The 21,751-nt window shown below is 45.7% G+C and carries 20 protein-coding genes and 1 pseudogene; 6 read left to right on the top strand and 15 right to left on the bottom strand.

What is annotated here, in order from left to right; translation table 11 throughout:
• Window positions 1-48 precede the first annotated feature (48 nt).
• The 3 genes from QZW47_RS00505 to pgl form a co-directional block, all read right to left on the bottom strand.
• On the bottom strand, window positions 49-567 hold the full coding sequence (locus QZW47_RS00505; protein ID WP_293122074.1) for an FHA domain-containing protein: 519 nt from the start codon (window positions 565-567) through the stop codon (window positions 49-51).
• Between the two features lie 82 nt (window positions 568-649).
• Window positions 650-1,444 (bottom strand): FHA domain-containing protein, encoded by a 795-nt coding sequence (locus QZW47_RS00500; RefSeq protein ID WP_293122071.1) that lies wholly within the window; start codon window positions 1,442-1,444, stop codon window positions 650-652.
• A gap of 536 nt (window positions 1,445-1,980) precedes the next feature.
• A complete protein-coding gene (gene pgl / locus QZW47_RS00495) occupies window positions 1,981-2,700 on the bottom strand; it encodes a 6-phosphogluconolactonase (RefSeq protein WP_293122068.1) in 720 nt (239 codons plus the stop codon).
• Window positions 2,701-3,023: 323 nt separating this feature from the next.
• Between pgl and QZW47_RS00490 the strand changes: the two genes are divergently transcribed.
• On the top strand, window positions 3,024-4,382 hold the full coding sequence (locus tag QZW47_RS00490) for a hypothetical protein (RefSeq protein ID WP_293122065.1): 1,359 nt from the start codon (window positions 3,024-3,026) through the stop codon (window positions 4,380-4,382).
• A gap of 105 nt (window positions 4,383-4,487) precedes the next feature.
• On the opposite strand, the gene QZW47_RS00485 is transcribed toward QZW47_RS00490, so the two are convergent.
• From QZW47_RS00485 to QZW47_RS00445, 9 genes are all read right to left on the bottom strand, one after another.
• Window positions 4,488-5,654 (bottom strand): LptF/LptG family permease, encoded by a 1,167-nt coding sequence (locus tag QZW47_RS00485; protein WP_293122062.1) that lies wholly within the window; start codon window positions 5,652-5,654, stop codon window positions 4,488-4,490.
• A 195-nt stretch (window positions 5,655-5,849) separates the two neighbouring features.
• Window positions 5,850-6,578, bottom strand: a complete 729-nt coding sequence (lptB, locus tag QZW47_RS00480) for an LPS export ABC transporter ATP-binding protein (protein ID WP_293122059.1) — start codon at window positions 6,576-6,578, stop codon at window positions 5,850-5,852.
• Between the two features lie 490 nt (window positions 6,579-7,068).
• On the bottom strand, window positions 7,069-7,581 hold the full coding sequence (locus tag QZW47_RS00475) for an LptA/OstA family protein (protein WP_293123348.1): 513 nt from the start codon (window positions 7,579-7,581) through the stop codon (window positions 7,069-7,071).
• 644 nt (window positions 7,582-8,225) lie between these two features.
• The gene (locus QZW47_RS00470) at window positions 8,226-8,642 is read right to left on the bottom strand and encodes a DUF309 domain-containing protein (RefSeq protein WP_293122056.1); all 417 of its coding nucleotides are present in this window, start codon (window positions 8,640-8,642) and stop codon (window positions 8,226-8,228) included.
• A gap of 265 nt (window positions 8,643-8,907) precedes the next feature.
• A complete protein-coding gene (locus tag QZW47_RS00465) occupies window positions 8,908-9,270 on the bottom strand; it encodes a ferredoxin-thioredoxin reductase catalytic domain-containing protein (protein WP_293122053.1) in 363 nt (120 codons plus the stop codon).
• Window positions 9,271-9,417: 147 nt separating this feature from the next.
• Window positions 9,418-9,705 carry a hypothetical protein gene (locus QZW47_RS00460; RefSeq protein WP_293122050.1) on the bottom strand — a complete coding sequence of 96 codons (288 nt, stop codon included), beginning with the start codon at window positions 9,703-9,705 and terminating at the stop codon, window positions 9,418-9,420.
• Between the two features lie 177 nt (window positions 9,706-9,882).
• Complete coding sequence (locus tag QZW47_RS00455) at window positions 9,883-11,334, bottom strand: DUF2079 domain-containing protein (RefSeq protein WP_293122047.1); 1,452 nt, start codon at window positions 11,332-11,334, stop codon at window positions 9,883-9,885.
• Between the two features lie 14 nt (window positions 11,335-11,348).
• A complete protein-coding gene (locus QZW47_RS00450) occupies window positions 11,349-12,914 on the bottom strand; it encodes a DUF2079 domain-containing protein (protein ID WP_293122044.1) in 1,566 nt (521 codons plus the stop codon).
• Between the two features lie 9 nt (window positions 12,915-12,923).
• The gene (locus tag QZW47_RS00445) at window positions 12,924-14,519 is read right to left on the bottom strand and encodes a DUF2079 domain-containing protein (protein ID WP_293122041.1); all 1,596 of its coding nucleotides are present in this window, start codon (window positions 14,517-14,519) and stop codon (window positions 12,924-12,926) included.
• Window positions 14,520-14,679: 160 nt separating this feature from the next.
• On the opposite strand from QZW47_RS00445, the gene dxr reads away from it, so the two are divergent.
• Together dxr and QZW47_RS00435 are read left to right on the top strand one after the other, a co-directional pair.
• Entirely contained in the window at window positions 14,680-15,870 is a 1,191-nt protein-coding gene (gene dxr, locus QZW47_RS00440) for a 1-deoxy-D-xylulose-5-phosphate reductoisomerase (protein WP_293122038.1), read from the top strand.
• A gap of 232 nt (window positions 15,871-16,102) precedes the next feature.
• The gene (locus QZW47_RS00435; protein WP_293122035.1) at window positions 16,103-16,777 is read left to right on the top strand and encodes a Uma2 family endonuclease; all 675 of its coding nucleotides are present in this window, start codon (window positions 16,103-16,105) and stop codon (window positions 16,775-16,777) included.
• A gap of 12 nt (window positions 16,778-16,789) precedes the next feature.
• Here the strand turns inward: QZW47_RS00435 and QZW47_RS00430 are convergent, their stop codons facing one another.
• Entirely contained in the window at window positions 16,790-17,302 is a 513-nt protein-coding gene (locus QZW47_RS00430) for a phosphoribosyltransferase (protein ID WP_293123346.1), read from the bottom strand.
• A 149-nt stretch (window positions 17,303-17,451) separates the two neighbouring features.
• Here QZW47_RS00430 and QZW47_RS00425 point away from each other — a divergent pair.
• A pseudogene (locus tag QZW47_RS00425) lies at window positions 17,452-18,643 on the top strand (transposase).
• Between the two features lie 62 nt (window positions 18,644-18,705).
• A complete protein-coding gene (locus tag QZW47_RS00420; RefSeq protein WP_293122032.1) occupies window positions 18,706-19,455 on the top strand; it encodes a pentapeptide repeat-containing protein in 750 nt (249 codons plus the stop codon).
• A 292-nt stretch (window positions 19,456-19,747) separates the two neighbouring features.
• On the opposite strand, the gene QZW47_RS00415 is transcribed toward QZW47_RS00420, so the two are convergent.
• Both QZW47_RS00415 and QZW47_RS00410 read right to left on the bottom strand, forming a co-directional pair.
• Window positions 19,748-19,948: a hypothetical protein gene (locus QZW47_RS00415; RefSeq protein ID WP_293122028.1), complete on the bottom strand. Its 201-nt coding sequence runs from the start codon at window positions 19,946-19,948 to the stop codon at window positions 19,748-19,750.
• A gap of 570 nt (window positions 19,949-20,518) precedes the next feature.
• Window positions 20,519-20,716 (bottom strand): hypothetical protein, encoded by a 198-nt coding sequence (locus QZW47_RS00410; protein WP_293122025.1) that lies wholly within the window; start codon window positions 20,714-20,716, stop codon window positions 20,519-20,521.
• Window positions 20,717-21,012: 296 nt separating this feature from the next.
• On the opposite strand from QZW47_RS00410, the gene QZW47_RS00405 reads away from it, so the two are divergent.
• A complete protein-coding gene (locus QZW47_RS00405) occupies window positions 21,013-21,261 on the top strand; it encodes a hypothetical protein (protein WP_293122022.1) in 249 nt (82 codons plus the stop codon).
• Window positions 21,262-21,751: the final 490 nt, after the last annotated feature.

The raw sequence follows: 21,751 nt of genomic DNA, 5'->3' as shown, positions 1-21,751 counted from the left end.
CCTGAGTGCCGCCTGCAAGAAAAATTTCTATCGTCCAAAGCTGCCGATTTAATATTCTTCTTCTTTTTCTGCTTCTGCTTCTGATTCTTCCGAATAATGGCGATTGCTTTCTGCCTCCGTTAAATCTTCCTCTTCCCTAGAAGTGCCAACTTCTTTTTGATCGGAAATCGGAATCGTGCTAATCTGAGCGCCCTCCAAGGGAGCGTGAATTGCTTTAGCATCCCTTGGCTTGACGCTAAGAAGCCCTAACTGTACTGACGACTGATTCGGGCTGACATTGATTTGAATTTTCGGGCCCGAGCGAGCCAAGTGAACGATCAGACCGTCCACAACGGGAACCTTAGCGATCGGCTTACCATCGAGGTAAGTGCCGTTGGTACCTAAATTAATTAGTTCCCAAGTTATGCCGCTGCGCCGCAATTCGATGTGGCGACGAGAAACCACAGCGCTAAAAAGAACGACGTGGTTTTCTGTCGATCGCCCGATCCGGACGACCTGTTCGTCTTCAAAGATCCAACTGCGGACGGGTATAGACTGGAGTGGATGTAGCAAGGTCAGCTTAATCACATTGGCAGCATTGAGTTTTGGTAGAGCGGCTCAAGATGCGATTTTAGATTTTAGACTTTCGATCGCCCAATCCAAACTCGATCTAAGAGATTTGAAATAGAAAAGTAACCAGGTCTCCTTTGCCTAGAGAGATACGGTCTCCCGGTCGCAACCGGTGTCTGTTCCCCTTTGGCAGCGGAGTATTGTTGACGTAAGTGCCGTTGGAACTGCCTACATCTTCGAGGTAGCAAGCATCTCCCTCCACCCGGAGATTTGCGTGTACCCGAGAAACTATCTCAGAATTTGCAAATCCCGAAACATCAATATCCGGCGGCACTAAATCATTGGGCTTGCCGATATGAATCACAGACAGATTGTGAGGCAATTCCATCGGCGTATTTGTCTGAACGTGTATCAGGCGCGCCGACTGCTGTTGCAGTTGAGTTTTAGCCACACCTGCTACTGGCTGGCTGGCGGTGTCTGGGGGAGATGTGTTTACTGCTGTTGCCGCCGATTCAGTTGTAACAGGAACTAGAGGCAACGGCGGGGGTTCTGGAATTGTCGGAATGCTGGCAGGAGTTTTTTCCAAGTTCGGCCCCTGACTGGGGGCAACCACTGTTTCCAGTGCCATCATGGGTTCGGTTGGCGCGGGCTCCGGCGTCGGTGGCGATACCACTGTCGGGCCCACAGTCGAGACAGAGGGTGCAGTCACCTCAACTTCTGGAATTGTGGAACCCGGACGCAAATTAAAGCCGCACTGACCGCAAAATGCTGCATCTGTCTGAACCGCAGCACCGCAGTTCGAGCAACTTGCCGTAAGCGGTAAAGGCGTGTAGCAAGCCTCACACTGGCTGGCCCCGTCGGGGTTCTGGTGATTGCAATTGGGACAGACAATCATAAAAAGAAATACGGTAAGTGGGAAACTCCGCGACTTTAGTCCCGAGAGGGAAACGACCCGGGGGACTTTAGTCCCCGTGAACCCCCTTGCGGGCTTGGAGGGGTATGGTTGCCCCTCCAATGGAGATATTGTGGTCTCCTTTCTCCCTTGCGGGGTAATGTTCGCCTCGACCTGGTATATAAAGGCTTGTTAGACCTGCAACACTGTTTCAGTGACTTTAAAACTGTTTAATTGCAGATGACAGAGCGAAAAACTGGCGTCGCATTCTCCGGTGTCGTGACCTAAATAACGGCTCCTCGCGATCGAGGGGTCTGGTCAGTACAGCTTGCTCGATTTCTCTTACAAGCTCAGTCCCTAAAGGGCTGAGTTACTGACAAAAATAGTCGTGTATATGGTCAAATTTTAACTTTAACCGCCACAATTCTCATATTGCTTCGCTCATACTAGCAAGTGATCTCGCGCCGTGACACTCGGGGTTAAAGGAAAGATTCAATTAGTGATAGTGATGGCTGTGTGGACTGGAGCCGCTGTTGAGGCTATTTTAGTGCTGCGCCAGCGAGGGCATCCAGCAGCCACCAAAGTTCGCCTTCTGGTTGAACGAGTCTGGCCGGATAGGTCATGTCGTCGGCTGCGGGGGCAAAAATTTCAGCTAAGGCGGGTTGTTTGCTGGCTCCTGCCACCATAAAAATGACGCACCGGGCGCGGTTGATTAAGGGGACTGTAAAGGTGATGCGGGGTTGACCGTCTTTGTTGCCGACAGTTACTAGGGCCGATCGCACTTGCAAGGCTGCTGTGCCTGGAAATAGAGAGGCTGTGTGGGCGTCGTCTCCTATGCCCAAGAGAATGATGTCGAAAGCGGGAACTTCGCCGTCGGATATTTGGAAGAATTGCTGCAATTCGGTTTGGTAGGCCCTACAGTCGGCTGCGGGGTCGCCTGCGCCTGTGGGCATCGGGTGGATGTTGCCGGCGGGGATATTTACTCGATCGAGCCATACGAGGCGCGCCATTTTTTGATTGCTGTCCTGGTGTTCTGGGGCAACGTAGCGTTCGTCGCCCCAAAAAACGTGAATTTTGTCCCAAGGCAAATCTTGGGTCGCCAGCGATCGGTAGAGTGGTTCTGGTGTACTTCCGCCCGCTGCGGCGATCGTACACATTCCGCGTTCTGCGATCGCTGCTGTGATTTTCGACAGGACAACCGCGAGCGAGCGCTCTATTAGTTCTTCCCGACTTCCTAATACTTCTACTACTTTTTGCATCAAATTCCTCTCAAGTTTCCTTGGGTGTTGTTCTCAACAATTGCCAATTTTTCCTTGACATTTTGCTGAGCGGTCGATCGACCAGCCCCCCGGCAGGCTAAACACTGCCTCTGGTCAGATTTTATCATTCCTATGGCCGCTTTATTTTACCTGGCAACACATATTTATACCAGTGTTGGATAGAGCTTCATCTGTTGGATATATGTGTAGCAACTTTTTCTGAAAAACCCGATCGCGCTTACCCGGGATCGCAAAAATAATCAAGATTGATGTGGTAGACTATGAAAAATAGTTTTAAGTCCGCACAGGATGGAAGGAAAACTATGTCAAGTTTCAAAAGATTCCCTACATCTGTCCGCTATCTGATAGCACGATTGCGCCACTGGGCGCAACCCGCGGTTTGGGCTCCCCTAGCCGTACTCTGCGGGGGAGGGTTATTTATCTGGGAGGTCTCCGTACATCCAGAAAGGTTGAGCGTAGATGGCGAAGAAGTAGCAGCCTCAAAAAAATCAGATTCGCTGCCGGGGCTTTCTCCTGAAGATAGCGCGATTGCGGCTGAAATCGACAGCTTGCCTGTGCTAGTCAATCAGTTAAATAGCTCTAATTCAGAACAGAACTTGTTAAATTCAGTAACAGTCAAAGGCAAAGGTTTATTCGACGAAATTCGCACTCGCACCTTAGAAATTCCGCGGCGACCTTCCGCGCCCAAGCCAGCGGCAACAAATACATTTGTGTCGCTGCAAAATTTACAAAATTCTGCGGTTGGGACACTCAACAATAGCCTGCCAAATTCCAGCTTCCCAAGTTTAAACGCGACAGAAGATTTGAGTCCACCTAGCGACAGCGGCTCGATTTCGGGAAACAAAACGATCGCCGAGTCGGGGAGTACACCGACAGCAAGTTTACCGCAGGCATCGGGCGCTAGTTCCGGGAAACAAAACGACAATCCTCTGCCTTTGAGCCCGCTGCAAACAGCTATGAAAAAATACGTCGCTGGTAGCACTTCGACAACCGCGGCTTCAAGTCAAAAAACGGCTTCATCGGCTAAATTGCTCGATCGATCGGCTGGGGCCGATCCTCCAGCAAATCCGGCAAATGTGCTGCCAACCACCGCTACAGCTCAAGGGAGAGAAAATCCTGTGAATGTTCCGGCAGCACTTGGGCAACTTCCAGTTCAGACCAATACAATTATCAACGAATCTCAACAATTCTTAAACCCGGCAGCTACAGCCCCTGAATCATTTGCCGGGTTAAACTCCGGAGTACCCAGCCTCCCGGAAATTAATACTGCACCTGCGGCTGTGGCTGTGCCAAAAAATCCCTACCAAACTAATTTATCCGGCTCCGGCTTAGCACCGCAATTTCAACCTGTGGCGCTTCCAGTCACCACACCCGGGCCAATACCCGTAGTGCCGAATGTCCGTCAATCCGCTTTTCCCAGCGCGATCGGGGAAAACAAGATGATTAATCCCCAATTCTCTCCCAATTCAGCCAATGCTCAATTCCAACAAACTCAACCGAACCAGCTTAACTTGCCCAGTCAGCCTAACTTTGGGGTTGTGCCTCAAAACACAAATAATCAGACCCAGCAAATTCAACCGGAACCTGTTTCTAGCCCTCGCTCCCTAACTCCGGGACGCTATCTCGGCGGTGGCGAAATCAATACTTTTGGTAATCCGTAGAGGATGGAAGGAGGTATTGACCAATCAATCCCCCAATCCCCAAATCTCAAATCGAAAAATGGAAAATCAAAACCTGTACCTAAGGTTTTTGAGAAAGACCATAACTTATCTAGAGGCTGCTCGTCCTAACAACAATCCCCCGATTCCTAAACCAAAGGCGATCGGCAGCCAAGCCGACAAAATCGGTGTCAAAACAGCTTTCACGCCCATCGAACTGGTGATGAAAGAAAATACATAGTAAGTGAAAATCACCACCACGCTAATACCAAAACTCGTTCCTTTCCCGGAGCGGCGCGGTTGAGTTCCCAAAGCAGCTCCCACTAAACCAAATACCAAGCACACGAAAGGAAAAGCATATTTTTCTTGAATTCGCACCCGCAGTTTGCGAATTTGCGGTGCGTCGCCGCTGTTTTTAATGATTTCCAAACGCTCTAAAGCTTGGGCAATGTTCATTTCCTTGAAGTCTCGCACTCTGGCAGCTAAATCTAAGGGCGTGCGGGGGAGTTGCAACTGCTGGTGTTGAAATCTAACTATATTGCGGTAAGAGCCGTCTGGAGCTACTATATAAGCGGTGCCGTTGAAAAAATCCCAGGTGTTTTCTGAGGCATTCCAAGTAGCTGATTCCGAAGAAACGATTTGATTGAGACCAGGGGCGGAGCGATCGATAATTGTTAAACCTTTCATTTGCTGGCCATCAAACTGTTCTGCATAAAAAAAGCGGGACAGAATTTCTTCACCGCCTTTTTCGGGTTTGCGAAATTCTGTGTAGATAATATTGCGATCTTGAAAAGTCGGTTTTTCTCGTTTAAGCGCTCTGTCTAAAGTTAAAGTTGCTCTGTAGCTGGCGGCGGGTACGACTAATTCTTGCAAGCCAAAGGTCAAACCCGCAACAATTAAACTCATAATTACTGCCGGCACGATCAAGCGGTAAACGCTAACTCCGCAACTGCGGAGGGCGATGAGTTCGCTGTCGCTGGAGAGTCGGCTGTAGCTCATTAAGGTTGCTAGCAGCATTGACATGGGGAAAGCCAATACTACAAAGTATGGAATTTGCAGCAGAAAAATTTCCATCGCGGCGCCGTAGGGCAGGCCTGATTCTGCTACTCTGCGGACTAATTCAAATAATGCTCCAACGGTGACGGCGACGGAGGTAAACAGTCCGACGCCAAACAGAAACGGGCCGATTAGTTCTTTGGTAATGTACCAGTCCATTACTGAAATTCTCGGTAGCCAGTTGAAGGGATTGAAAGATTTGGAGATTGCTATTTTCATACTTTGCCGTTTTTGCGGTTTGCTCCTCAATCTAAAATAGGATTTACGCAGCGGTGGTTAGAAACCGGGTTTTTTAGGAAAAGACGCGTCGGAGCCCGCAGATTCGATAAAAAACCCGGTTTCTTTGGTCTCGTGCCTCAGCCCTGTAAAATTTAAATTTTAAATTCTCAAATTCTGCTTTCTGCTGTGAAAAAACTATCGCACGAAGTTGTCGCCTAAGTAATACTGGCGCACTAAAGGGTTGCTGTAGAGTTCTTCTTCAGCCCCGGAGGCTAAAATTTGACCGTCTCGCATGATGTAGGCTCGATCGGTAATTTCGAGGGTTTCTCGGACGTTGTGATCGGTGATCAGGATGCCGATTTGACGATCGCGCAGTTTGGCAATTATCGTCTGAATTTCGTCAACGGCGATCGGATCGACACCTGCGAATGGTTCGTCTAAAAATAGGAACATCGGCCCATCTCGCCCAGCCGCTAAAGCTCTCGCTAGCTCAGTCCGCCGCCTTTCTCCCCCGGAAATTAGAATTCCCAAACTGGATGCGATTTTTTGCAATCGAAATTCTTCCAACAGAAAATCGACTCGCTGTTTCCATTCCCAGCGCGGCACTTGAGTTTGTTCTAGGACTAACAAAATGTTGTCGCGCACGCTCATGTTGCGAAAAATGCTGGCTTCTTGAGCGAGATAGCCTATTCCCAATTCCGCTCGTTTGTGCATGGGCAATTTAGTAATGTCTAAATCGTTGAGCCAAACAGTCCCTTGATTGGGTTTTTCTAATCCGGTTGCTATGTAAAATGTTGTGGTTTTGCCGGCACCGTTGGGGCCGAGGAGTCCTACGATTTCTCCTTGGGCTACCGAAAGGTTGACGCGACTGACTACATTACGTTTCCCGTAGGATTTGTGAATATTTTCGAGTACAATTTTCATGCTCGCCGAGGCAATTTTTAAGAAGAAGTCAGTTGACAGTTGACAGTTGACAGTTGACAGTGGGCAGTGGGCAGTAGTCAGTAGTCAGTAGTCGGTAGTCGGTAGTGATGTTTTGCTGTCCCCGCGATCGAACAGCAGTCATTAGTCATCAGTCGTTAATCATCAGGAAGCAAGAGGGAATGCACAGCCAGCGTGTGAGCGATCGCTATTTTACTTTTAATTAGGTGGATTTACTTGCCAGTTAAATTTCCGATTGCGGGCTGCTGCGATCGCGTTTCAAGTTGATATTTTATAATTTCCCACTTCCTACTTTTTCAAAGACGAAATTTCGCATCTATTTTGGGTTTTCAAGTGTCGCGATTTTCAGCTTTGAGCTCGGAACAGGCAGGATGCCGGTTCCACAATAATTGCAATAAAAATTATTGTCTTAGGTATATATGCAACAATTGATGTTTTTGTCGATGCGAAATTTTGCTGCGATTGGGGGCTGTTATTTGGGGGCTGTTCGGGGACGTGCGGGCGGTTTAACAGCGGGATTTGGATTTACTGGGCCCGGTTTTGGCCCGATCGAGTTTTGGGCTGCTGCATCTTGTTCCGGTGCCACCAGATAGACGGATTCTACCTGTCCTGGGTTGTCTGGGAGCGCAATAAACCGCCCTTCGTCAATCAAGTATGTGATGGTTTCGCCGCGCAGGCTGTTTCCCTGCTGCAAGACGTACACGTCGCCACTGAGAATGATCCGGCGCTCGCGGCTGAAGTATTGAGCTTGAGCTGCGGTGGCTTGGATTTGGCGGGCTGGATAGTTGATTTGGACGTTGCCGCGGGCTGTGACGATACCTGTTTTGGAATCGGCTTCTTGAACGTCCGATCGCACGCTGAGAGTGCGGGGCGGGGCAGCTTGCGGGTAGGTAGGAGAGGCGATCGCGCCAGCCAGAGTCAGCGGCAACAGCAGCGATAATCCTTTAAATATGCGGGAGTTGAGCAGTTTAGCGGAGGGCATCATAGCTTGGCAAGCCTCAAAATTTTTGAAATTGCTGAAGGGCATTATCTCACCCCTGATTTTTCTCTAGGGAGATTAGCTCCACCACACCCGATCGGTTAGGTATTATATCTTAACGGCAGTGAAAAAGTCTCGTGAGGTCGATCGAGCTGCCGGAGAGCGTCAACCAATTATCCTAGCAAGACAATAGCCATTTTCACTACGTGTTTGGATGATTTACAGTTTTTAGTAAGGACTTCAGTCCTCAAGGTTCGTAGTAAGGACTTCAGTCCTCAAGGTTCGTAGTAAGGACTTCAGTCCTCAAGGTTCGTAGTAAGGACTTCAGTCCTCAAGGTTCGTAGTAAGGACTTCAGTCCTCAAGGTTCGTAGTAAGGACTTTACTCCTCAAGGTTCGTAGTAAGGACTTCAGTCCTCAAGGTTTGTAGTAAGGACTTTAGTCCTCAAGGTTCGTAGTAAGGACTTCAGTCCTCAAGGTTTGTAGTAAGGACTTTAGTCCTCAAGGTTCGTAGTAAGGACTTTAGTCCTCAAGGTTCGTAGTAAGGACTTTAGTCCTCTCTGGCACGACTTTTAGCCAACAAAAACTGGCATTCCTTACGACCCAAAAAATAATCAAATAAAGCCCGTGCAATAATTTGATCATGTAATCTTTATGATATTGAAACCTGTTCTACTTTGATAATGTATGGTAATTGCAAGCCTGCAACTTCCGTACCTGCGAACAATGGTAGAAAATTAGTTACTGCTTCCGGGCCAGCTTGTTGCAAAGCGCTCAAAAGTTTAGCGCTTTGTCCGAGCAAATCTTCTACAGCAATTCCGGCATAACTCGGCTGATAATAGCTGAGCCGATTTATACCTTCTCCCAGCAAGATTACTGCACCGCGCCAGTTTTGATTGCTTAAGTGATAAAGCGCCACGGCAATTTGCAATATTCCCTGATAAAACCTTTTCTCCGGCTCGCCCGCTTCCATCCACAAAGCCTCTAAAGTATCGTGACAAGCGTAAAAATCTTGGCTGTTAAACTGTTCGATACCTTGCCAAAACTCGATCGGCATTTCCTCTGTCATTGATTTGAGATTGGGAACTTTTAATTTTGGATATAGCCTTTTTCATAAAAATGAGGTATTGACAATGAATTAATAATTCATAAATCCCCCAATCTAAAATCTAAAATCTAAAATCTAAAATCTAAAATTATACCTCACTTAAGTGAACTATCCTATACCTGGTCGAGTGGCGGTCGGTTTTGTTAATAGCTAAGTTTTAAAAATAGGAAAATTTCAGGCCTATTTTCAAAACTGCTGCCAATTTTACGACCGCCTACTTAACCGATTACATGGTTTCTCTGACAGCGTGAATCTGATCCATACCAATTTCCTGATTAGTTCCAGCAAAATCGTTATCTGGTGTCAGAAATAACATACAGTGACATTCTTTGCGCTCGCGCATGGGAATGCAAGGACAGTTCCAGTAGGCGGCTTTGACTTCGGCTTCTTTATCTTCGTAATGGCGACAAGGGCATAGGGGAGCGCCTAGTTCGTCTTTGTGCTTTGCTAGTCCTTCGATAACAACAGCCGTGACAGAAGGTTCGGAACAAAAGTAAGTTCCGGTGCGCTTAGCGTAGGTTTCGGAGAAATTCTTCATCGCCTCCAAAGTTTTTTCGTTGGAGAGTTTAGATTTTTCTGTTGTGTTCATAGTTTAGGATCGGAGTTGAGGATGCTACGAGCTTTTGACAATTGTACCCCAGAATGTGATTTTAAACACTTGATATTTCTGTTTAGTTACAGCAAGCAAAACCTTGACAAAAATTTAGTTTTAGGTTGTCGGTTTTTTAGTGATTTTTCACGCATCCGTCTCGGTTCTGGAAACTGGCGGCTGACCCGGTTTTTTGAGCAGCCAATAGATTTGCCCGATCGCCCGCCCTGAAAAAACCATCCGCCAAAGGGGATACCAATAAGATAGAATATCACAGGGCTGTTCCTGTTTCTGGCATCTGAGGGCAATTTCCCCGCACCCACCCTCCGCAAAAAATCTCCTGAGTTTGCAGGAATTGTGCAGCGAGTAGTGCAATGGCTGAGTCAGTGGCTGCAAAATTTCCCCCAACCGATCGGGTTCCGAAATCCTCCGCACTTATCTCAACTTGGCAATAAGGGCTTTGAAAGTTGAGGATTAAGTAGAAGGAACAAACAAGAAAGTAAAAAATTGGGTTTCTTTAGTAGCAGCGCGTCAGTCCCGAGTTGATTTGTGAATCAGGTTTGTTTTACGAACCGCGAAGGCGCTTTCAGGCGCGAAGGAAGAGATGATGACTTATTTTTTAGGGTTTTTGGCAAATAAATAAATGTCATCCCGCTGATATTTGAGTGTAAATTGGGGATTGTTGCCGAGTTGAGTTACTAGGTTTTGCACAAAAGCTCGATCGCTCATCCAGCCAGGATACCTTAGATTTAGCAACACGTACTCAAACTCTGCGATATTTGCAGGTGGCGCGTGAGCCTGAGTTAATTTTACTACAGGGCGGTGGGTTAAGTGTGGAGCAATGTGAGAAGTTGTTAAAACACTGCCTTTTGTGTTGACGAGAGCAATTGCTTCTCTGGTAGCGGGTAAAGTGTCTAGGGAATCTAAATAAATAGTCCAAAAATAGCCGTATTTTGCTAAAGCTAAGAAGCCAATCAGCGACCAAATTACAATTACTTTGGGCAATTGATAATCGGGAATTGGCAATTTTTCAAATATTGCGCTCGTTTTGTGCTGATTCCTATCTGCTAAACTGGCAATTACGGCAACCAACAAAAACGGTAATATTGGAATAGAATATTGATGAATCAAATCTCGCTGAGCCGGGATATCGGAAAGTATATTCATCGTTAACATCGGCACCGCACTAATTAAAGGTGTCAGATGCCGTGGCGAAATCCACCAAATGACAGGCAATAACAATAAGCCTATATATTCAAAAGTATCACCAGAAAACACGCGCCCTAAAATTAGATGGGGTTTCAAAATTAAATTAACAGCTATTTCTAAAACTGAATGACCTAAATAACCATAGCGCCCGATTCCCGCGTGTTCTCTTCCTTGATTGAAATACGGTATCACAGCCTGAGTAGCTAGTAGGAACCAACCCGCGCCGAGAAATAAGGCTATGAGTCCGCAATTGCGTTTTTTGTCAAAACACAAGAGCCACAATCCCATCGCCGCCACAGTTAAAGATAGCACGGCTTTGCAGCTCAAAACTAAGATGATCGCAGCACAAAACCACAGGGTTTGATTCAGTCTGGCGGCTAAGATTGCTGCTAGTAGTGCGGGTAAAGCAATTACTTCTGGGTGGAAGTCGAAGAGGTTGACATTGAAGACTAATGGATACAGGAGGTACATCAGGGCGATCGCCCGAGATATGCTATTATTTAATCCGGCTTGAAGCGCCAAACTCCAAACAGGCAAAGCACCTGATGTTAGAGCCACTGCTTGCACTAACAACAGCCAATGAACGTGGGGATATATTTTGTAAAGCAAAGCCACGGGATACATCACCCCAGCGGCGTGATTTCCCATGTGGTGAATTTCGAGAAATGAGGAAAACGGCGTTTGTCCTTGGCTGATTAGATACGCTACTTGATCGTATATTCCGAGTTCAAAGGCGTTGGATTCAAGCAGGGCGTGGCGTGCGCTGCTGCACAGGAAAAATATTAATGCAAAAAGGGCAATTTTCCAAATTGTAGGCTGATATTTGAGTTCTGTAAAATGATTTAATTTATTCATTCATACCTACTTATTTACAGTTTTTCAAACAACCAAACATCATCTTGTTGGTAACTGATTTTAAACAAAGGAGATTGTTTGAGTTGAGCAGCGACGCTAGCAGCAGTATCAGCAGTATCGTGCCAAGGATGGCGCAAATTGAGCAAGACATACTCAAATTCGTTCAAACTTTGCCCGTTGGCAACTTGATGCAGCAATTTAATTGTTGAACGGTGAGCGAGATGAGGTGCTAGGGAATTATCAGTTAAGACATTGCCTTTAGTTTGTACAAGATTAATTGCCTGTCGTGTCGCTTGCCAAGTATCCAGATACCCTAAATAAGTTGTCCATAAATAGCCGTATTTTGCCAAAACTAAAAAAGTTAATAGCGACCACAATATCAACAACTTGGCTAGTAAAGAATTGGCAAACAGCAATTTTCCACCCTTCCAAGTCCGGCGAATCAAAAGGCGGTGACTCCAGATATGTTTAACAGATTTAAGAGAAATACGTTTCGATACTCGCTGCCAAATTTGCCGCATCGAATTGCGGTGGTTCCACAGATACTTTCCAACATTTTTCCAAAAAATACTGCCTCTTTTCTGTCTGTCTGCTATCGTAGAAATTACAGCAATTAACAAGAAAGGAAATATCGGCACAGAATACTGGTGAATCAAATCTCGCTGAGCTTCAATATCAGAAAGAATGTTCATCAATAGCATGGGTAAAGCTCCAATTAACGGCGACAGGTGGCGCGGGGAAAGCCACCAGATTGCAGGCAAAAATAACAAAATTAAATATCCCAAGGTATCTGCTGAAATCAGCCGCCCCGCGACTAGATGCGGCTTGATAATTAAATTAATCGCAATTTCCAAAACTGAGTTTCCCAAATATTGATATCGCCCGACACCTGCGTGTTGCTTGCCTTGATTAAAGTAGGGTACAATGGCTTGAGTTGCTATCAAAAACCAAGCCGCGCCGAAAAAGATAGCTATGAGTCCGCACCTGCGCGTTTTTTCAAATAAAAATAGCCAAACGCCCATCATCACAACTGTCAAAGATAGGACGGCTTTGCAGCTTAAAATTAATATAACGGCGGCGCAAAACCACAAGATTTTATCCAGTCTGGCGGCTAAGATTGCTGCTAAGATTGCGGGTAAGGCAATTACTTCGGGGTGGAAGTCAAAAAGATTGACGTTAAATACTGCGGGATACAGCAGGTACATGGCTGCAATTGCGATCGCCCTTGGTTCGCTTAATCCGGCTTGGCGTGCTAAACTCCAGCTAGGCCAAGCACCTAACGCTAATGCAAAAGCCTGTACGAATAACAGCCAGTGTACGTCGGGATATATTTTATAAAGTAAGGCGAGGGGGTAGAAAATAAATGCCGCGTGATCGCCTAAAATATTGATGGCCATTAATGAGGAAAATGGCGTTTGATTTTGAGAAATCAAGTAAATTGCTTGGTCGAAAATTGCTAAGTCGTATGCAGTTGAATGAAACAAAGCGTGTCTCGCGCTGCTGGCGGCAAACAGGATTAGGGTTGCTGCACCTACCATCCATACTACAGGGTGAATTGGTTTCTGTTTTACATCAAGCATTTTAACTTTTTATCGATTTTCACCAATTTTTTGAAATAGCAAAACATCATCTTTTTGATATTGTAATTTAAAGTTGCGAGATTTTTTGAGGTAATTTGCCGCGCGATCGCCCATTTCCTGCGTATCGGGCCACGGATGGCGCAAATTCAACAGTACAAAGTCAAAATTCACCGCATCCGCCTCGGAAGAAATCTGCGAAAGTGCCTTAATTGTTGACCGGTGAGCCAAGTGAGCAGCCAGTCGGTTGTCGGTTAAAACGCTAGCTTGCGGCTGAATTTGACTCACAGCTTCCCGCGCCGCTTGTACAGTATCGGCGCGATTGAGATACAGCCAAAAATCTTTTGACTCGCCCAAAAACAAGAAAAGTATTAATGACCAAATAATAACTGTTTTTGGCGCTTTCAAATTGGGAATCGGTAATTGGTAATTGGTAATCGGTATTTCTTCTTCTTCTTCTTCTTCCTTCTTCCCTCTTCCTTCTTCCTTCTTACTTCTTCCTTCTTCCTTCGCAATAACTGCTAACAACAAAAATGGAATTATCGGCAACGAATACTGATAAGCCAAGCTGCGCTGAAAAGGTTCTTGGGAAAGCACATTCAAAACCAAAGTCGGCACCGCACCAACCAGAGGCGTTAAATGGCGAGGCGACAGCCCCCAAAATACAGGTAAAATCAATAAAAACAGATATTTTAAAGTTTCAAATGATAAAATTTTACCTAAAACTAACCCAGGCTTTAATAGCAAATTTCCGGCAATTTCTAATACCGAATTTCCCAGATAAGCATAGCGCCCGACGCCGCCGGATTCAGCGCCCTTAAAACCCGGAATAATGGCTTGAGTCACCATCAAAAACCATGCTGTGCCGATGATAATAGCAAAAAGTGCGTGAAGCGGAGCTATCCCGTAGGGAATCGCCCTTTTCACCTTTTTTTCCCGCCCTGACAAACTTTCGCAATCAAATAGCAGCAGCCACAAACCCATCGCCACCACAGTCAAAGCCAAAACACCCTTGCAGCCCAGAATCAACATCACCGCCGCACAAAACTGCCAAGGTTGACTCAAACGCGCCGCCAAAATCGCCCACAAAATAGCGGGTAAAGCGATAACTTCCGGGTGAAAATCAAACAAATTAATGTTAAAAACCACCGGATAAAGCAAGTAAACCGCTGCCAGCGCCGCCGATTTTTTGTGGTTAATACCAGCCAAACTTGCCAAACTCCAAACAGGCAAAGCACCCGCAGCTAAAGCCACAGCTTGCACGGCTAAAAGCCAGCGAACATCGGGATTTATTTTATATAATAATGCTAAAATATAGAAGATCCAACTTGCGTGATCGCCCAGAATGTGAAACCCCAAAAAAGACGAAATCGGCGGCTTTCCCTGGCTAATTAAATAGATAGCTTGGTCAAAAATTCCTAAGTCCCAAGCGGTTGATTGAAACAAAGCGTGCCGCCAACTGCTGCATAAAAATAAAATTGCAGCAGCCACACCAGCCATCCCAATTACACTCGGCGGCGGAAATATTTTAGCTGCGGGTAATTTTTCCGCAACTGCGCTGCGGCTTTCTTCACCGGAAATTACAAGATTTTCAGAGGAGTTTTGCATCAAACCTGGCTGTGATAAATATTATTTACTCAATCCTCCGCGCTGCTGGCGAAATCTTGTCCACCTTTAGGTACTGGCTAGAATTTATTGTGGCAAACTTTTACTAATTTGAGTTCCGGTAATCGTAATATTAGAATAATCCACAAAACCTTAAAAAATTGTGAAAGCGATAACTCTTCTCGGCTCCACAGGCTCCATCGGGACTCAAACTCTGGACATTGTAGCTCAATACCCCGATAAATTTCGGATTGTCGGGTTAACCGCGGGACGAAATGTCAGCTTGCTAGCACAGCAAATTCGCCAGTTTCAACCGGAAATTGTCGCGATTTGCGACGAAGATAAATTACAGGAATTGCAGGAGGCGATCGCAGATATCGACCCTCAACCTATTTTACTTGCTGGCGAGTCAGGCGTTGTCGAAGTTGCCAAATACGGCGACGCTGAAGCCGTAGTCACGGGAATAGTTGGCTGTGCGGGTTTGCTGCCAACAATTGCCGCTATCAAAGCAGGCAAAGATATCGCCTTAGCCAATAAAGAAACATTAATCGCAGGCGGCCCCGTTGTCAACCCCCTGATCGAAAAATATGGGGTTAAAGTATTGCCGGCAGACTCAGAACATTCGGCAATTTTTCAATGCCTCCAAGGCATACCGGCGGGCGGCTTGCGGCGAATTATTCTCACTGCTTCGGGTGGTTCTTTTCGAGATTTGCCGATCGACAAATTAGCAGGAGTAACAGTCGCCGACGCTTTAAAACATCCGAATTGGTCGATGGGGCAGAAAATCACTATTGATTCTGCTACTTTGATGAATAAAGGATTAGAAGTAATTGAGGCTCATTACTTGTTCGGTATGGATTATGACGACATTGATATTGTCATCCATCCCCAGAGTATAATACACTCATTAATTGAGCTGCAAGATACGTCTGTTTTGGCACAATTGGGCTGGCCGGATATGCGGTTGCCGCTGCTGTACGCTTTGTCTTGGCCGGAGCGAATTCATACAGATTGGCCGCAGCTAGATTTGGTAAAATCTGGTGATTTGACTTTCCGAGAACCAGACCACGAAAAGTATCCTTGTATGCAGTTAGCCTATGCGGCGGGACGTGCGGGCGGTTCGATGCCTGCGGTACTGAATGCGGCAAACGAACAGGCGGTAGCGCTATTTTTGGATGAGAAAATTACGTTTTTGGATATTCCGAAGTTAATCGAGAAGGTATGCGATAAACATCAAGCCGACAACTGTGAAACTCCTGCTTTAGATGATATTATAGCGGCCGATAAGTGGGCGCGGCAGGAAGTTTTGACAGGAAGTGTTGAATTGGGCGATCGCATTCTTTCGGTTCGCTAATTCTGAGGTTCGTAGATACAGACGGCGGTTGAAACCGCGTCTATACAAACAAAACCCGGATGGTGCGCGGGTTGAAGAACGGGCGGTGAAAATTACGCGATTTTCTTCATTTATTTTCTTCATTCCGCGGAGGCGGAATTCGTTTGTGTAAACCTGGTTTCAACCGCCGTCTTCTATTTTTATTGAATCCTTGATAAACTAGAACTATAAGTCCCATCCCTGGAAGCAACCGATGCAAACAGAAACCAAACCAACAGTATTTGAACTGAATCAACTAATTATCCCACCCGGCAATAAAATAAAGTTACAAAATGTTAGCTGGGAAATGTACGAAGCTATCCTAGACGAGCTAGGGGAAGGTTACGCACTTCGACTTACTTATTACCAACAAACACTGGAAATCAGGATGCCACTACCAAAACATGAAAAAGCTAAATCACTAATTGGTGATTTTGTTAAGTTACTGCTGGAAGAACTTAATATTGATTGTGATGTTTTAGGTTCCACTACCTTCAAAAGCAAAGAGATGCAAAGTGGTGTAGAACCTGATGATTGTTTCTACATTCAGAACGAAGCGGTTATTAGAGGTAAGGATAAAATAGATTTAACAGTAGATCCGCCTCCCGATTTGGCGATCGAGATTGACAACTCTTCACAAACCAGTCTGAGCAGCTATCAAGCTTTGAAAGTGCCGGAACTTTGGAGATATGACGGGCGAATCCTGAAAATCTATCTGCTTCAAGATGGAAAATATGTTGAGTCTGATAACAGCCAAAATTTCCCCGACTTTCCCATTATTGATGTAATTCCCCAATATATCGATCGCAGCAACGCCCAAGGCAGAAGCCCAACAATCAGAGCATTTCGAGCTTGGGTAAAAGAACAACTACAAACCAAACACGGCTAGGGGCGGATTTCACTAACTCCCTACTTGCGCAGTCAAATCAGCCGCACTCATCTTTTCGTAGATTTCAAAAGGTTGGTGAATCCAAGGATTATCCGCCAAATAATCTACATAATAATCTGGTTTCGCCACAGAACAAGCCTTGTACCAAAGCACAGCAGTCCGAATTTCGCGAATATCTGCGCCGTAGCGGTTTTGCAGCCAAACGATACCTTGCTCCAAACTAATTCCCGAATCTACCAAATCGTCAACTAGCAGAATGCGACTGCCCAAATTATCGCCCACCATTGTCAAATTAGGCGCAAACTCGATCGCCCGCCGGACTTTTCCCTCGGCCCCACCATAGGACGAGGCCGCTAAAATCGCCAGAGGTTTGTCGAAAATCCGCGACAGAGTATCGCCCACCCGCAGCCCTCCCCTCGCCAGACAGACAATGCGATCGAATTTCCAGCTAGATTCATCAATCTTTACAGCCAAATTCTCAATTTTGCGATGGTACTCAGACCAAGAAATGTAAAGGTCGCTCATGCCTAATATTATTGAAATATCAAACATATTATCAAAGAACTGGGTTTAAAACCCCGTCCTTCTAGGACGGCTTTAATTAGTTGTAACTTTTTCTTGCGGTAGCACTTGTTTTGTGCCGATTGTACTAGCATAAAGCTGGAGGTTCCAAAATGCTAGTTTTTGAGTTCAAGACTTACGGAAAGTCAAGTCAGTTTCAGGCGGTAGACGAAGCAATTCGTACCGCTCAATTTGTCCGCAACAGTTGTTTGCGATATTGGATCGACAATCCAAAAAAGAACAAATACGACTTGAATAAATACTGCGCTGTACTGGCAGCTACCTTTCCGTTTGCTGATGAACTCAACTCGCAAGCAAGGCAGTCGAGTGCAGAACGCGCTTGGGCAGCTATTTCCCGATTCTACGAAAACTGCAAGAAAAAGATTCCCGGTAAAAAAGGATACCCACAATTCCAGAGAAACTGTCGTTCTGTTGAGTACAAAGCAACTGGATGGAAGCTTGCACCTGACAGAAAATCGATAACCTTTACCGATAAAAAAGGTATTGGTAAACTCAAACTCAAGGGTACACGCGACTTGCATTTCTACCAAGACACTCAAGTTAAGCGAGTGCGATTGGTGAAACGTGCGGATGGTGTTTACGTCCAGTTCTGTATCGATGTTGACCGAAAGGAAAACACAGAACCTTCTGGGAATACTATCGGATTGGATGTTGGACTAAAAGATTATTACACCGATTCAAATGGAACCACGGTTGAAAACCCTAGATTCCTAAGAAAAGGGGAGAAAGTGCTTAAACCTGCACAACGTCGTGTATCCAGAAAGGTTAAAGGTTCAAAAAACAGAGGCAAAGCTAGGCAAATTCTAGGCAAGCGCCATCTCAAAATAAGTAGGCAACGTAAAGACCACGCTGTGAAATTAGCACGGTGCGTAGTTCAGTCAAACGACTTGATAGCTTAGGTCGATTTGAGAATTAAAAATATGGTGCAGAATCACTGTTTAGCAAAGTCTATCAACGACGCATCTTGGTATCAGTTCCGTATCTGGATTGAATACTTTGGGAAAGTGTTTGAGAGAGTGACGGTTGCGGTTAATCCGCAATATACTAGCCAAGAATGCTCGCGTCTGCGGTGCAATTGTCAAGAAAAGTCTATCAACGAGAACTCATATTTGTAAATGTGGTTGTGTGATGGATAGAGATAAAAACGCAGCTATAAACATCCTAAGTCGAGGATTGGGTACGGTAGGGCATACCGGAACCTTTGCGCTAGACGCAAGTAACGCTTCGGGAGAATTGACCGCTACTTTGGTTGGAGAAACCCAATCAGAGCAAGTTAGCTCGTAGATCGAAGAATCCCCACGCCTCGATAGCTGGGGAGTGTCAATCAATATTTTCGGGGAAATGACATGAATGCAGAGGAACTTCTGGCACGCTATGCAGCCGGAGAACGGGTTTTTCACAAAGCAGACTTGGCCGATGTCAACCTGTCAAGGATAAATTTACGCGATATTGACCTGACTGCTGCTAATCTAACAGGCGCAAATTCGATCGGCATCACGCTCTACAGAGCCAATCTGTATCAAGCAGATATCAGCCGAGCCAACCTCTCCCAAGCTAACCTGATGTCATCTAATTTCGGCGAATGCCAGGCGCTGGAAGCGAACTTGAGCGGAGCTATCTTGCGGAGTGCAGTGCTCAGCGGCGCCGATTTTACAGGGGCGAGCCTTAGGGGTGCAGACATGAGAGATGCCAACCTTCAGCGGGCAATTTTGATTCAAGTTTATGCAGTTAACGCCAACTTGCAAGGTGCCAACTTGACAGAGGTAAAACTTTGCGGGATCAACCTTACTCAAGCAAATTTAACCGACGCCGACTTCACAAAAGCTAACCTCAGCCATGCTAATCTCACTCAAGCAAATCTGAGTTGGGCAAATTTGACCGAAGCCAATCTCGAAAAAGCGGATTTGAAGGGAGCTGATTTGAGTGGAGCTAACTTGAGCTGTGCAAATCTCCATCTAGCAGATTTGAGCGGAGTTTCCCTCAAGGGAGCAAATCTCCGAGGAGCCAACTTGCATCAAGCCAATTTACGGGGGACAAATTTGAAGGAGGCGAATCTGAGAGAAGCGATGATGCCAGATGGCAAAATTTCTGATTAAACAAGCTCGCAAAACAAAAGTTAAAACCGCAGGGTGCAGGCAGCGCACCCTACATTTAGCTTAATTCCTGATTATTATTGAGGGCATCTAATTCTCTATTCAGGTTCCACCGCCCCAAAATGGATACAGGCTTTTGAGACTCGCCTAGTGGAAATTCAAAAATTTTAGATACAAGTTCAATCTCCAGATTCATCCGTTGACTAAATGTAAAATCTAAAATCTAATATCTAAAATCTAAAATTCATTGACAGTGAATTGCATCAGAAGCGACAAATATTTTGGGGCCCGGCATTTAATCTACAACTTTCAGCCAGCCTCTGCGAACGGCGTGGAGCAAGCGATTGATGGCTGTTTGATCTTCTTCGGTAAGACAGTCATTTAACAGCGCTGTCTTGAGCTGTTGTCGGTGAGTGGGGGTCAGCAGACCTGAGTGATATACCTGAAACACTAGCTCTGCAATAGTAAATTGAGGTAAAAACGTTTGGGTCATCATTGTTTTTTTATTGAACTCACTTTTGACAGTATTAACTGGTTTTCCAAATCATTATGTGATTCAAGTACGCGAGTTGATGTGATCGATTCGGTTTTGATTAGTGATTTGTGTCAGCCCAAGTTGGGGATCGGATGTTCCCTCGATCGAGACAGCAATTATCAACACAAATCTGTCACGATTTCTTGATTTTGGCAACTGGAAATCTGTAGTTTTTGTTAAGCACAAGTGACAAAAATTAATATCTATCTATTGGTAGATGACTAATGTCTGCTAACTAAATCATGCAGTTACTTAATTAAGCGTAAAACTTTGACGGTGTTCACACAGCAGCTTTGAGTTGCATTTACCGCGTATTTTGATGTTGGGTTTTCTCCGTGGATCTACTTAATCACTGCTGGCTGATTCAGATCAAAAATCCCGGCTTCTTCGAGAAACCGGGTTCTATCGCCACGATCGCAGCACTGATTTTTTTTGAAAGGGTTAATGGAGCGACCACTGAAGTCTGATTGCTGGCACAGCTTTACTAGAAAGAAAGTAGAGATACTCACATCCACGGACGGTGTGAGGAAATTAATCGGAAATCCTGACCCATCCGCGCCGGATGGCGTGAAGCAGGCGGTTGACTGCATCTCGGTCGTCTTCGCCTAGAGCGCTTTGGCAGAGTGCGCGCAGTCCTTGGCTTTCAGTGCGAGTCAGGTTGCCTGAATGGGTGATTTGATAGAACAGTTCAGCGATCGGGCGATCGGATTTTAAAGTCAGAGTTTGCATGAAATCTCGTTGAACTCGACTACATTAATATCGATGATTTGCCAACAAAGTAGGGTGATTGCGGTCGGCTAAGCTCTGTGATCTTTCTTAGGTCTGCTTGTGATCCAGGTCACTAAGTATAGGTGAGGATTATCATATAGAACGAAAGACCTCGATCGCATTTGCTGTGGCGGCGGTTGGCTCGAAGTTGGATAAAACTTGGAAAAGTCACGATCCCAAGACTTGGAGGGCGGCGCGCTGCTAAGGCGTCGGTGAGTGGGTGACTCCACATTGCAGACTCACAGACTGCGAGACTTGTGAAACTTGGGGCGATCGACACTGGCAGCCGACGACGAGGCGGAAAGTTGCGATCGACCAGCAGCACCCTGAGATACAATAATGATAAATACTTTTATCCCATCGGGCGGATCTGGAGTTTTGCATTTGTAGTGCGAGCACTCCAAGAGTTGCCGTGCTTCGCATATCGCGGGAGCGCGGATGCTGGCACTGTCAAAAAAAATCCTTTTTGCAAAACCGCAGAGGCTCCCTATGTCATTCACCGGTAGGCAGGTAAAAAAATGATAATTATTGGCTACTTTTCGATTGCTTTAATCGTTTTTTTTGTGTGGTTCAAAAGTTTTTTGAACGATACTGCTACCTCCAAAAAAGACTTAATTTCTTGGATAGCCTTAATAATCGGCCCTCTGGTTTGGCCTGTTGTTCTGCCGCTATCCCTTTTGCAACTTACCAGCAAGAAGTCGGTTGTACAAACAGCTAAACAAAAATTATAATGATTTCGGAGGTGACTGACTCAAACCCTGTCACTAAACTGCCGATCGATTATCCCTCCCGACTCGCTCCTGAGAGCGAATAAATCATTTTGTTGTTTTTTGCTGCTAAAATATGCCAGCCAGAAGGTAGAGTTACATAAAGAGCTAGAATCTCCAAAAAAGATTTTTATGACTGCTCTAAAACTCTGCCTTCTGCTTTTTTACGCCTGGTTTTATGCTTTTAGCGATCGATCTCAGGCTGCGGCTGAGTCACTGGATTTATGAT

Source organism: Microcoleus sp. bin38.metabat.b11b12b14.051, from assembly GCF_013299165.1.
Classification (GTDB): domain Bacteria; phylum Cyanobacteriota; class Cyanobacteriia; order Cyanobacteriales; family Microcoleaceae; genus Microcoleus.
The sequence above is the reverse complement of the archived record's forward strand: the minus strand, read 5'-3'. Positions and strand labels throughout refer to the sequence as shown.